The sequence below is a fragment of the Ferribacterium limneticum genome (assembly GCF_020510565.1).
Taxonomy (GTDB): domain Bacteria; phylum Pseudomonadota; class Gammaproteobacteria; order Burkholderiales; family Rhodocyclaceae; genus Azonexus; species Azonexus limneticus_B.
In genome coordinates this window covers 1,412,987-1,425,867 of the sequence record NZ_CP075189.1, presented here as the reverse complement: position 1 = coordinate 1,425,867, position 12,881 = coordinate 1,412,987, and the positions used below count along the sequence as shown (strand labels likewise).

Annotated in this window: 7 protein-coding genes; 6 read left to right on the top strand and 1 reads right to left on the bottom strand. The window is 66.4% G+C overall.

The features are described 5' to 3' along the window. Positions 1 to 28: 28 nt before the first annotated feature. Positions 29 to 910: a lysylphosphatidylglycerol synthase transmembrane domain-containing protein gene (locus KI610_RS06880; RefSeq protein ID WP_404827479.1), complete on the top strand. Its 882-nt coding sequence runs from the start codon at positions 29 to 31 to the stop codon at positions 908 to 910. Positions 911 to 1,172: 262 nt separating this feature from the next. On the opposite strand, the gene KI610_RS06875 is transcribed toward KI610_RS06880, so the two are convergent. Continuing rightward, positions 1,173 to 1,706: a hypothetical protein gene (locus KI610_RS06875; RefSeq protein ID WP_226497916.1), complete on the bottom strand. Its 534-nt coding sequence runs from the start codon at positions 1,704 to 1,706 to the stop codon at positions 1,173 to 1,175. A 392-nt stretch (positions 1,707 to 2,098) separates the two neighbouring features. Here KI610_RS06875 and KI610_RS06870 point away from each other — a divergent pair, with 392 nt between their 5' ends. From KI610_RS06870 to KI610_RS06850, 5 genes are all read left to right on the top strand, one after another. Continuing rightward, complete coding sequence (locus tag KI610_RS06870; protein ID WP_226497915.1) at positions 2,099 to 4,078, top strand: tetratricopeptide repeat-containing protein; 1,980 nt, start codon at positions 2,099 to 2,101, stop codon at positions 4,076 to 4,078. A 69-nt stretch (positions 4,079 to 4,147) separates the two neighbouring features. Then, a complete protein-coding gene (locus KI610_RS06865; RefSeq protein ID WP_226497914.1) occupies positions 4,148 to 4,984 on the top strand; it encodes a caspase family protein in 837 nt (278 codons plus the stop codon). Positions 4,985 to 5,022: 38 nt separating this feature from the next. Beyond that, positions 5,023 to 10,464 carry a DUF7379 domain-containing protein gene (locus tag KI610_RS06860; protein WP_226497913.1) on the top strand — a complete coding sequence of 1,814 codons (5,442 nt, stop codon included), beginning with the start codon at positions 5,023 to 5,025 and terminating at the stop codon, positions 10,462 to 10,464. Continuing rightward, positions 10,461 to 11,309, top strand: coding sequence for a D-Ala-D-Ala carboxypeptidase family metallohydrolase (locus tag KI610_RS06855; protein ID WP_226497912.1), 849 nt, complete (start codon positions 10,461 to 10,463; stop codon positions 11,307 to 11,309). Before KI610_RS06860 ends, KI610_RS06855 begins: the two co-directional genes overlap by 4 nt. A gap of 3 nt (positions 11,310 to 11,312) precedes the next feature. Then, positions 11,313 to 12,881 carry a hypothetical protein gene (locus tag KI610_RS06850; protein WP_226497911.1) on the top strand — a complete coding sequence of 523 codons (1,569 nt, stop codon included), beginning with the start codon at positions 11,313 to 11,315 and terminating at the stop codon, positions 12,879 to 12,881.

The following is a 12,881-nucleotide window of genomic DNA, read 5'->3' as shown; positions in this document are numbered from 1 at the left end:
CTCAGTGGTACTGCTCGCGGCACTCGGGATGCGCATCAATCTGGAGGACATGGAGAGGCGTTGGTACAGCGCAGACATGCCGCTGCTTGTGAGCGCAACGCTACTGCTTCTATCTCTGACTTTGCTGAACGCCGGTCGCTGGCGCATCATCCTGCACCTCGCCGGCAATCCCATCAGTCTGGTACGGGCCGAGAGCTACGTGCTGATTGGTATGTTCTTCAACCAAACGGTGTTCCCATCCCTAGCTGGTGAAGTCGCCAAGGTCTGGCTTGCCCGCCGCGCTGGTATTCCTCTCAGCATAACGGTGGCAAGCCTGCTGGTCGATCGATCGCTGGCGCTGGCGGGACTCGCATTACTGGCGACCACGACCCTGCTGCTCAGCGCAATGGGCGCCATCACGCTCGGCAGCACGCTGGTACTTCCGCTCATCGCATTGATCTCGGCAATCACCATGGCACTTATGCTCATGGCGCGCATGGATCGAGTTGAGATACCGGCATGGCTGAGACGTCCCTGGTTCGGCACGCTGGCGGGACTGATGCAATTGGCGCTCTCGGATACACGCACCCGCGCCCTAACGCTAGCCATGTCGGTAGTGATTCATATCGGCATCGCCACAGCGATGTTCCTCATCGCCTGCTCGCTCCAGGTGCCGATGCAGTTGGGCCACTGCCTGGCGCTGGTTCCTCCCGTAATGCTGCTAACCATGCTGCCAGTATCGCTGGCGGGCTGGGGACTGCGCGAGGGTGCGATGGTAGTGGCGTTTGGACAGGTTGGCATCGCCGCGCCCGATTCTTTCCTCGTATCTACCACCTTTGGCGGAGTCATGCTTTTCCTGGGGCTGAGCGGTGGAATTCCGCTGCTTTTCTGGCGGCGCCACTCTGCATGCGAAATCCGCGTAGTTTCGTAAGTTCACCAGCACGACGGGAGAGGAACCTAGTGCCACCTACACAGTGCCGGTGGCTTCACCCCAGCCCGTAGCTGCCGGGAAAGAAGTATGGAGTGAAGGAAGATTTTTCGCCATTTCCCCCCTCAGCTGCAGCAACCTGCAACACTCCGGCCATTCAGCTCCTCCAAAACCAACGTTGGCAATGGTCAACGAGCGCCCCCCCACCCGAGACTCATTTCCTGAAATCCCAAAAGGGGCCAAATGCCCCTTTTTCATTCAGCTTTCAGCCCTTGCCGGCCACTCTCTTCACCGTCAGCGTGACCAGGAACGGAAATTCCGCGTCGGCGGATTTGATGACGCGATACGCCGGTCCGACGGCGCGGGCTATCCAGGCGGTCAGGGCGTCGAGGTTCACGGCTTCGCAGCGCAGGTCGGCGATGACGCAGCCATCATCTTCGTAGACCGGGAAGTCGGTGCAGCCGACCGGCTTGGCTTCCTGGTCGTAGACCCGGCAGGCGCCGCAGCTTTGATCGTAGGCGGGGCAGGGTTTGCTGTGGGCGTAGTAGAGCCCGTTTCCGGCCCGGATTTCTTCGGGGCCCTGGCCGGCGGCGAGGCGCCGGTCGAAGGCGGGGCGCGATTCGCCGAGTTGCCAGAGAGTCTTGATTTGTTTCCATTCCAGCTCAAGAACGAGCACGTCGAGCCGGCAGCACGGCTTCGAGCATTGGGCGCAATGGGGGATGACGGCGGCGACCTGATAGGCGGCGGCCGCCGCGGCAAGCTCGGTGGCCAGGCGACGGCGGGGGTTATGGGCGCTCATGAAAAGACGGCCTTGGGAAGCGTGGATGAGGGAATAGTGCGGTTCATCGGCCACTGATAGCACGATCTGAAAGCACGGCGCAAGAGTCGAAGCGGGATTCACGCCTGCCTGAATTCCCGTCTTTCCGGAAAAGACGGCCGGGCCCGGCCGCCAGGCCACCGCCGTGACATTTCATTTTTGCCCGTTTTTTCCGGTTGACCGTGAAATTCATCACAACGACGATCAGACAACGGTGCTTGGCATGACACGATCATCGGTCTAAGATGGATTCAACGACTTGCATGCAGGCAAGTCCGCAGTGCATCAAAAGAATGCCGCAAACCACCCGCCAGCGATCAACCAAAGATCGTACCGGGGGTCGGCTGATGAGTCAGGCCAACAGAGGGGCGCCCATGAGTCTGCATGTCTTCGTCGCCATGCCGTTCGGTATCAAAGCCGCCGATGACGGCCGGCTGATCGATTTCGACCGGGTTTATGGCGAGCTGATCCGGCCGGCCCTGGAGAGCGCCGGGTTGACGGTTTTGCGCGCCGACGAGGAACAGGGCGCCGGCGACATTCGCGCCGACCTTTTCCAGGAACTGCTGATGGCCGACCTCGTCGTCGCCGACCTGACGCTCGACAATCCCAATGTCTGGTACGAACTCGGCGTCCGCCATGCCCTGCGCGCCCGCGGCGTCATCCTCGTCCAGGGGCCGCGCGCCGCCCAGCCCTTCGACATCTACACCGACCGCAAGCTCAATTACCACCTGCTCGACAGCGCCCCCGACCCGCAAAGGCTGGCAACCGACATCGCGGCGCTGGCCAACATGGCCAAAAGCACGCTCAAAGCCTGGCGCGGCCGCAAGACCAGCCCGGTGTACAGCCTCCTGCCCAACCTCGAAGAACCCGACTGGACGCGCTTGCGCGTCGGCAATGCGCTCGAATACTGGGAAAACCACGACGAATGGGCGACCCGCATCGAGGTGGCGCGCAACGCCAATCATCCGGAGGACATTCTCGTCCTGGCCGACGAGGCGCCGGCCACGCCGCTGCGTGTCGAAGCCCATCTCAAGGCCGGCGAGGCGCTGCGCCGCATGGAGCACTTCCATTTCGCCCTCGAACAATGCGACCTGGCCCTCGAATTCGCCCCGGACAACCACGAAGCTGCCCGCCAGCGCGGCGTCTGCCTGCAACGCCTGGGCCGCACCGACGAAGCGCGGGCGGTCTACAAGAAGCTGATCGCCGACAACGAAGACGACATCGAAGCCTGGGAACTGCTCGGCCGCCTGGACAAGGAAGAATGGGTCAGAGCCTGGCGCATCCCGGGTCACACGCCGGAGCAGATGCGCAGCGATGCGGCCTACGAAGACGCCCTGCTGCGCGACACCATCCTGAGCTACAGCCGGGCCTTCCGGAGCAGCCCGGGCCATTACCTGTCGGGCATCAATGCGGTGATGATGATGCACGTTTACCGCGACCTGACCGGCGACCCGCGCTTTGCCAACGAGGCCGCCATCATGGCCGGCGGTGTCCGCTGGGCGGCATCGTGCGAGCGCGACGATGCCTGCCTTTTCTGGGCCTTGGCCAACCTCGGTGGCCTGGCCATCATCGATGGCGACCCGGCCGCCGTCGGCGCCGCCTTTCGCGAGGCCATCGCCCACGCCGACAACGACTGGCTGGCCCTCGAAGCGACCTACAAACACCTCGCCCTGCTCTCGGCCCTCGGCTTCCGTCCGGACAACGTGACCATGGCGCTGGCCACGCTCGAACGCGCCATGCTGCGCCTAAAGCCGCCCGCCAGCCAGCGCCAGCCGGACAAGGTTTTTCTCTTTTCCGGCCACATGATCGACCGCCCCGACCGGGCCGATCCGCGCTTTCCGGCTGACAAGGAGTCCATCGCCGCGGCCCGCATCGGCGAGTTGCTCGACAGCCTCGGCGCCGGCCCGGACGACCTCGCCTTCGCCCAGGGCGCGGCCGGTGGCGACATCCTCTTTGCCGAAGCCTGCCTGGCCCGCGGCGTCCCTTTCCAGATGCTGCTGCCGCTAGCCGAGCCGGACTTCATCGAAGCCTCGATTCTCCCCTCGGCCAACGGCGAAGCCTGGCGCCAGCGCTATCTCGCCCTGCGCGACAAAGTCGCCCTGGCGCCGCGCATCATGCCGGACGAACTCGGCCCGCTGCCGCGCGACCGCGACGGCCGCGAAATGAACGCCTTCGAGCGCTGCAACCTGTGGCTGCTTTACAGCGCGCTGGCCCAGGGCCTCAGCCGGGTCCGCTTCATCTGCCTGTGGAATGGCGGCGGCGGCGACGGCACCGGCGGCACGGCGCACATGGTGCGAGAGGTCAAACGCCGAACCGGGCAAGTGAGCTGGCTCGATACGCGCCTGCTCTGGTAACCTGAATGTCATTTTTTTGATTCACCCTGTTGTTTGTAGCGCTTCGCCAACCAAAAAAGGAGACGAATCATGGCCAAGAAGACGGCACTCTGCATCGGCATCAACAACTATCCCGGCACGCACATGGACCTCCAGGGCTGCGTCAATGACGCGCAGGACTGGGCGGCCGTTCTCGCCGCGCGCGGCTACAAGACCACGCTGCTGCTCGACGACAAGGCAACCAAGGCCGCCATGGTCGATGCCATGACGAAGCTCATCGCCAGCGGCGGCAAGGGCGACAGCCTGGTCATCACCTTCTCCGGCCACGGCACCTACCAGCCGGACGAAGACGGCGACGAGGTGGACGGCCTCGACGAGGCGCTTTGCCCCTACGACCTGCAAACCAGCGGCAGCGCCCTGACCGACGACGAAATCAAGGCCATTTTCGCCACCCGCAAGGGCGGCGCCCGCCTGCTGCTCATTGCCGACAGCTGCCATTCCGGCACCGTGACGCGCGCCGCCAAGGCCGACAAGGACGCCGATACCCGGCCGCGCTTCATGCCGATGGGCAACTGGCTGCCGGCCAGCCGTCTGCCCAAGAATTTCGCCGGCAAGACGGCACAAACCATGGTCGCGCCAATCGGCACCTCGCCGCTCACCGGCGCCTTCGTCAAGCAGGTTGGCGACCTGTTGCTGGCCGGTTGCAAGGAGGGCCCCAACAACTACAGCTACGACGCCAAGATAAACGGCCGCTACAACGGCGCCTTCACCTACTACGCCCTCAAGGCGCTCAAGACCTTGAAGCCCGAGGCGACCTGCAACGACTGGTACAAGGCCATCCTCAAGAGCCTGCCCTCGGCCAGTTATCCGCAGATGCCGCAGCTGTTCGGCACGAGCGCCGCCAAGACGCGCAAGGCATTGACCTGATTCACCCCAGCCCCGACGAGCAGTAGAGGAGACACAGCATGACGACACGCACGATACGCATTCGCGGCACCAAAGTCGGTGCCGGCAGCCGCGGGGCCAGCCAGCCCGGCGGGCCCGAGCCGCTCTTCCGCCTCGCCCCGGGCAGCGCCCGCGATGGCGCCGGTGAGGAGATCGAGGTCAAACCGGAAACGGTGGTGCGCGTCGCCCTCGAAAACGGTTTCGTGCTGTGGAGCCGGGCCGATGACCTGACCCGCGAATACGGCAGCCCGCCGCCACGCGGCGCTGGTGGGGCCTGGGAATTCACCCGCCTGACGCCGCGCCGGGCGGTGGTCAGCGAACGCGGGGCGGCCGGGCTGGCGATTCGTGTGCTCGAATTTTTCGGCGTCGATATCGGCAAGAAAGTCGCCGGCAAGCTCGGCAAGGTGCTCGAAGACAAGAAACTGCACGCCAAGGGACCGGGGCTCTACCGTATCGCTGCCGGCAACGCGCTGACCCTGACGCCGGTTCCCGGCAGCGGCCCGCTCCCCGCCGCCCCCGGGCCGATCCTCGTTTTCATCCACGGCACGGCGTCGAGCACCGCCGGCAGCTACGACAAGCTCTGGGATCCGCGCAATGCCGATGCCCTGAAGCTGCGCGCCAGCCTGACGACGACGTACGGCGAGCGCATTTTCGGCCTCGAACACCGGACGCTGACCGAAAGCCCGATCCAGAACGCCTACGCCCTGCTTGAACGCCTGCCAGAAGGCGCCGACGTCCATCTCGTCTCGCACTCGCGCGGCGGCCTGGTCGGCGAACTGCTCTGCCTTTCCGGCTGCGCCAAGCTGGCTGACGTCCTGACACCATTTCAAATTCAGACCTTTTTTGCCGTTGACCGTAGCATTGCCCCGCAAATGGGCCTGGCGCCGCTTTCCGCCGCCGAAGAAAAGGCGCGCAACGCCGCCTACGGCGCCGACCGCGAACTGCTAGTCAAATTCGTCACGCTGCTCGGCAAGAAGAAAATCCGCGTCAGCCGTTTCGTCCGCGTCGCCTGCCCGGCCCGCGGCACGACGCTGGCCTCCGGGCGGCTCGACCGCTGGCTGTCGGTGCTCGACTACCTGTCGTTTACCTCGCTCGGCAACGGCGTCATCGGCGGCGCCGTCGATTTCATGCAGGCCATCGTCGCCGAACGCACCGACCCGCGCACCCTGCCCGGCGTAGAGGCGATGATTCCCGGCTCGGCCCTGACCCGCTTGCTCAACAGCCTGCCAGCGCTGGCCACCGACGCCGATCTGTCGGTCATCGCCGGCGACATCGAGGGTGGCGACTCGCTGTGGAACTCGCTCAAGGTGCTGGCCACCGACTGGTTCTACAAGAACGAGCACGACCTCGTCGTCGATACCGCCTCGATGCTCGGCGGCCTGCCGCGCCTCAACGGCGGCGCCCGCTTCCGCAAGGATCAGGGGGCCAAGGTCAATCATTTCCGTTACTTCACCAACGGCCAGAGCATCAACTGGCTGCGCGCCGCGCTGAGCCGCGGCGACCAGGAGAGCGGCGGCTTCCTGCCCATCGAAAGTGCGGGCAAGAGCCGTTCCGCCATTCCCCGGGGGCCGATCCGCCGCAAGCGCGCCGACAACGTGCCACGGCCGATTGCCGTCGTCCTGCCCGGCACCATGGGCAGCGAACTGAAGGCCGGCGACGATGAGGTCTGGCTAAATTATGCCTCGCTGTTCACCGGCGGCCTGGGCAAGCTGCGCATGGGCAAGCCGGACATCACGCCGGTCGGCCTGATCGAAGATTTCTACGGCCCGCTCGTCGATTTCCTGGCGCGCAGCCACGACGTCGACATCTTCCCCTACGACTGGCGCCACTCGATCCGCGAGGCGGCGGTGCATCTGGCCGAAACCCTGGCCCCGCTCGTCGACCGCGCCGAGCGCACGCAACAGCCGCTGCGCCTCGTCGCCCACTCGATGGGCGGCCTCGTCGTCCGTTCGATGATCGCCGACAAGGGCGCCGGTGCGGCGCTCTGGGAGCGCATCAAGCGCCTGCCGGGCAGCCGTTTCCTGATGCTCGGCACGCCCAACCTCGGCTCCTACGAAGCGGTGCGCTGGCTGACCGGCCTCAATTCGACGCAGGCCAAGCTCGCGCTGCTCGACATCACGCACGGCACCGACCAGATCATCGACATCGTCCGCGCTTACCCCGGCCTGCTCGAACTGCTCCCCTTCGCGCCGCGCGATCCCGATTTCACCGACCTCACGCACTGGCAGGCGATCAAGGAAAGCACTGAGGCCGACTGGAATCTGGCCGACGCGGCGACGCTCAAGGAAGCGGCCGTCTCGTGGCAACGCCTGCGCGCCGCGCCGGCCGACCCGCTCATGTGCTACGTCGCCGGTTGCCAGCCGGCCACCGTTGTCGACTACCAGCTGGTCAGCCGTGAAGACGAGCCGCCGAGCCAGCGCAAGAAGCTCGAATTCATCGCCACCGCCTCCGGCGACGGCACGGTGAGCTGGGATTCCGGCCGTCTGCCCGGCGTCCCCATGTGGTACGTCGAAGACACCGGGCACGACGCCCTGTGCGCCCAGCCCAAGGCCTTCCCCGGCTATCTCGACCTGCTCGTCAAGGGCAGCACGACGCTGCTCCCGGCTGCACCGCCGGCCCAATCGCGCGCGGCCAGCAGCGAGGAGCGTTTTGTCCTGCCCAGCCTGCCGCTGGCCGACAGCATTCCCGGCCCGGACGAGATCGGCACATTTGGTTTTTCGGGCGGATTTCCGGTTGACCGTGGGAATGGCGAAAAAGCCGGTTTGGTCATCGATGTCGGCATCACCCACGGCAGCCTTGCCTACGCCAAGCACCCGGTGGTCGTCGGCCACTACCAGGGCGACACCATCGTCAGCGCCGAGAAGGCGCTCGACTGGCAGCTCCAGGGCGCCCTGTCGCGCCGGGTCGACCTCGACATTTATCCCGGCCCGCTCGGCACGAGCAAGACATTCCTCAACGACAGCCCGACCGCCAAGCCCTCCGGCGCCGTCGTCGTCGGCCTCGGCGAGGTCGGCAAACTGAGCCCCGGCCAGCTCGAAGAGGCCATGCGTAGCGCCCTGCTCGACTTCGCGCTGACCGTCGCCGCCTGGCCGGACGACCGTTTCGGCGAAGCCGGCCGGCCGCGTTCGGCCGCCATCAGCTGCCTGCTCATCGGCACCGGCGCTGGCGGCATGCCGATCGGCGATGCCGTCGAAGCGGTCCTGCGCGCCGCCATTGCCGCCAATGCGCGGCTGGCCGACAGCGAAATGGATGGCCGGGTACTGATCGGCCAGGTCGAGTTCGTCGAACTCTATGAAGACCTCGCCATCTCGGCCGCCCACGCCGTCCGCAAGGCCGTCGACAACGTCGAGCTGGGCGGCAGCCTGCGCTGGACAGCGATGGCCATCGAAGCCGGCCAGGCCGGCCAGCACCGCCTGCGCGCCGACGAGCCGCCGGAATGGTGGCACCGCCTCGAAATCATCGAGGACAGGGACAACGACCAGACCCTGCGCTTCACTTTCCCGACCGACAAGGCGCGCGCCGAGGAAACCATGGCCACCGGCCAGTTGTCGCTGGCCGACTCGTTCATCGAACTGGCCAGCCAGGACACCAACCGCAACGCCGAGGCAGCCAGGACGCTGTTCGAACTGCTGCTGCCGGTCCGCGTCAAGGAACTGTCGGGCCAGCAGGGCAACCTCGTGGTCCTCGTCGACCAGCGCTCGGCGCGCTATCCGTGGGAACTGCTCGAAGATCGCTGGGGCAGCAGCCCGCGCCCGCCGGCCGTCAATGCCGGCATGATCCGTCAGTTCAAGACGAAAAACTTCCGCGCCCGGCCGGCCCACGCGCCGAACGACACGGCGCTCGTCATCGGCAACCCGGACCTCAGCCAGTCGCCGGATTTCGCCGACCTGCCCGGCGCCCGCAACGAGGCGCTGAGCGTTGTCGGCACCCTGGCCAACGCCGGCTACGAGGTGACCGACCGCATCGACGAAAGCACGTCGGGCATCCTCGAAGCCCTGCACCGCGAGAAATGGCGCATCCTCCACCTGGCCGGGCACGGCGTCTATGACTACCAGTCGGCGCGCATGAGCGTCGCCCGCTCGGGCATGGTCATCGGCCCCGACACCATCCTGACGCCCGGCGACATCGACCAGATGCGCTGGGTGCCGGAACTGGTCTTCATCAACTGCTGTCACGTCGGTCGCATCGACGGGCACGGCAAGACCGAACCCGGCGTGCTCGCTGCCAACCTCGCCGAGCAGTTCATCAGCATGGGCGTCAAGGCCGTCATCGCTGCCGGCTGGGCCGTCGACGACGACGCCGGCAAGGCCTTCGCCGAAGGCTTCTACCGGCGCATGGTGGCCGGCGAATTCTTCGGCGAAGCGGTGCGCGCCGCCCGCGAGGAGATTTTCGTCCTCTGCGACAACGTCAATACCTGGGGCGCCTACCAGTGCTACGGCGATCCGAACTATCGGCTGTCGCGCGACGTTGTCGCGCGGCAAAAGGAAATGCAGCCCTACACGACGCCGCACGAACTGGTCGTGGACCTCGAAAACCTGGCCAGCGAACTGCACGACGGCCGCGACAGCTCGGATATCGCCGAGCGCATCGAGCGCCGCCAGAGCCGCATCCCGGCAACGCAAAAGAAAGGCTGGGCAGCGCGGGCCGACGTTGCGGCAGCGCTCGGTTTCGTCTGGGGCGAAGCGGCCGAATGGGAGAAAGGCATCGCCAGCCTGGGCACCGCCATCGCGGCCGAACGCGGCCAATGCGCCGTGCGCGTCATCGAGCAACTGGCCAACTACGAGGTCAGGCTGGCCGGCCGCACCTGGCTGGCCGCCGCCGCAGGCCAGCGTGACGACCAGCTGCGGGCCAGCCTGCGCCAGGCCATCGAGCCGGCCATCACCCGGCTCGCGGCACTGTGCGCCAGCGGCCCGACCAGCGAACGGCTGAGCCTGCTCGGCGCCGCCTACAAGCGGCTGGCGCTCATCGAAACAGCCGACGGCGGGCGCTGCGAAGCGCTGGTCAACATGGCCGAGCATTACCGCGACGCCTACGCCCGGCACGGCAAGACCTACGCCTTCACCAACTGGGCCAGCGCCGCCCTGCTCATCCGCCGCTTTTACCCCGAGCAGCCGACCGACCAGCCGCCGCTGCTCGGCCTGGCCACCCTGAGCCGGGATATTGCCCGCCTGTGCAAGGAACTCGAGAAGAGCAATGCGAACGATCCGAATTTCTGGGACAGCGCCAGCCTGGCCGATCTCGATCTGATCCAGGCGATGGCCGAAGGCGCCGCCGGCAAGACGGCCAAGGCCGCCGCGAGCGGCGATGCCGCCCGGCAAACCTACCGTCAGGCCGTCCGGCGCGGTGCCAGCGTGCGCGAGCGCTCATCCGTCACCGAGCACCTCGACTTCCTGCGCGCCCACTACCCGGACGACGACCCGATGCCCGGGCTGATTGACCAGATCAAGGAGGACCTCGCATGACTCCCCGCCCAACATCGGCCAAACCGCGCCCGCCCCGCCAGGCGGCGCCGGCTGCCAAGCCCGCGACGAAAGCAGCCACGACGAGCAAGGCCAAGGCGAGCACCACGCCGGCTCCAGCCAAAGCCAGCACCAAAGCCGCCGCCCAATCCCGGAAAACGCCAGCCGCGAAAATAGCCGCCGCCACGCCGGCCGCCAAGCCGCGTTCGACCCCGGCACCAGCCCCCGTCGCGGCCACTCCGCCGGCCAGATCGCGCAGCGCCTCGCGCTCGGCCACTCCCACGGTCGACCGGAAAAATGCGCCGATTTCAGAATTTTCTCTGGCCAATACCAGCCACGACACACGCATTGCCCCGAACTTTCTGGTCTATGAACTGACCCGTTCGGAGCTGGCTGACCGGCGCGGCATCGCCAACCATTTCCCGACCGACCGGGAACTGCGCGCCGCCATCAATCTCGCCCGCGAGGTCCTGCAGCCGATTCGCGACAAGTTCGGCAGCTTCACGCCGAACAGCGTTTTCCGCGGCCACCCGCTCGAACGGGCGCTCAAGAACAAGCCGGCGAGCTGGCTGAGCACCAGCCAGCACTCGCGCGGCGAAGCTTGCGACATCGAGATCGTCGGCATGAGCACGCTGGCCCTGGCCAACTGGGCGAAGGACAACCTCAAGACTTTCGACCAGATCATCTGTGAGTGCTACGACCCGGCCAAAGGCCCCAACTCGGGCTGGGTGCACATTTCGCTCAAGGCGCCGGGCAGCGGCGAGAACCGCCGGCAACTGCTGAGCTACATCGCCGACCACGGCAAGATGGTCTACGTGCCCGGCCTGCGCGCCACGGCGCTTGCCTGAACCATGGCCTCCGGCAAGATTCTCACCCTGCTGATCGTCGCCACGCTGCTGGCGCTGGTCGGCGCCTGGGTCGTCGCGCGCAGCTACCGGAAGAGCATGCAGCGACTGATGAAAGCGCCGGTCGCTGCATCATCAGGCGCCAGCGTCCCGGCCCCGGCACGTCAGCACCATGCGACATTTCCGACACTCTCCGACAACGATGACGCCTACCGTCGGCTGCTCTTTTCCTTCATCGGCCTGACCCTGGTCATCGCCCTGACGCGAACGGTGCTGACCCAGATCATCGCCGACGGCCCGATCACCCTCAAAACCGTCGCCACCCTCGGCGCCGCCTATGCCTGGCCCGTCCTGCCCGTGCTCGCCGTCATCGGCCGCTGGTCGCGCCTGCGTTTCGTCGGCGCCATGCTCGGCTGGCTGGTCTTTGCCATCCTGTTGCTGACCTGGCGGACCAACGAGAACATCACTTTTGCCCAGGTCGTCGGCTGGATGCTGTTCGACACCGGCCTGCCGCTCATCGTCGTCACCGCGCTGTGCCTGGGCGGCGCCACACGCGCCGTCGGCCCCTGGTTGGCCCCCCTGTTCATCGTGTTCAGCGGCTCGTCGCAGCTCGGACTCGATCTGCTCGCCGCCATGATCGAGGCCGAAAGCCCGTTCGTCGTTTGGCTGGCAGGCTGGATGGGCGCAAAGACGGCCTTCACGCTGTTTGCCGTGCTGCCCTGGCTGATCGCCTGGTGGCCGGCCCGGGCGCTCGGCCGCTGGCTGGCCGGCGCCTACCGCGAGCGGCAGATTTCCGAACTGTTCTACCTGTTCACCGCGGTATGGACCATCGCGCTGGTCGGTCCGGCCCTCGGCGCCATCCACGAGCTTGGCTGGGGCGCCGTCGTCTGTTTCGCCCCGCTGCTGTGGATTCCGCTCGGCGCCGTGCTCATGCAACGCTTTGCCGCGCCAAGCAGCACCGGCACCCCGCCCACCTTGCTCATCCTCCGGGTCTTTCAGCAGGACGCCAACGCCCAGAACATTTTCGACCGCGTCATCGAACGCTGGCGCCTGAGCGGCAACACCGTGCTCATTGCCGGCACCGATCTGGCTGACCGCACCATCGATGCCGACGACGTGTTCACCTTCCTCGACGGCCGCCTGGCCGAGCGTTTCATCGCGCAAGCGGGCGACATCGAATCGCGGCTGGGCCAGTTCGAGTTCGAGCCCGATGTCGAAGGACGCTACCGGATCAACGAATGCTATTGCCATGACAACACCTGGCAACAGGCGCTCGACCGGCTGGTCGGGATCAGCGACGTGGTGCTCATGGACCTGCGCAACTTCAAGGCAAAGAACGCCGGCTGCGTCCATGAACTCGGTGTGCTGGCCAAAGCCCCCAAGCTCGCCCGTGTCGTCATCCTGACCAACCACGAGACCGAACGCGACGCCGCTCAGGCTGCAGCCGCCGGCGCCCCGGCGAATCGCTTTGTCTGGCTGGCCGAAGGCGAAAAGTCCGGCCTCCAGCCGGCAGACGTTCTGGCCGCACTTTTCCCGTCAGCAACGGCCCCGAGCGCCGTGCCTCAGCCCCGATAA

Excerpts from the sequence above, each read along its gene's own strand:
- KI610_RS06870 (WP_226497915.1), top strand. The coding sequence starts at position 2,099 with ATGAGTCTGCATGTCTTCGTCGCCATGCCGTTCGGTATCAAAGCCGCC.
- KI610_RS06860 (WP_226497913.1), top strand. The coding sequence starts at position 5,023 with ATGACGACACGCACGATACGCATTCGCGGCACCAAAGTCGGTGCCGGC.
- KI610_RS06865 (WP_226497914.1), top strand. The coding sequence starts at position 4,148 with ATGGCCAAGAAGACGGCACTCTGCATCGGCATCAACAACTATCCCGGC.
- KI610_RS06855 (WP_226497912.1), top strand. The coding sequence starts at position 10,461 with ATGACTCCCCGCCCAACATCGGCCAAACCGCGCCCGCCCCGCCAGGCG.
- KI610_RS06880 (WP_404827479.1), top strand. The coding sequence starts at position 29 with ATGCGCATCAATCTGGAGGACATGGAGAGGCGTTGGTACAGCGCAGAC.
- KI610_RS06850 (WP_226497911.1), top strand. The coding sequence starts at position 11,313 with ATGGCCTCCGGCAAGATTCTCACCCTGCTGATCGTCGCCACGCTGCTG.
- KI610_RS06875 (WP_226497916.1), bottom strand. The coding sequence starts at position 1,706 with ATGAGCGCCCATAACCCCCGCCGTCGCCTGGCCACCGAGCTTGCCGCG.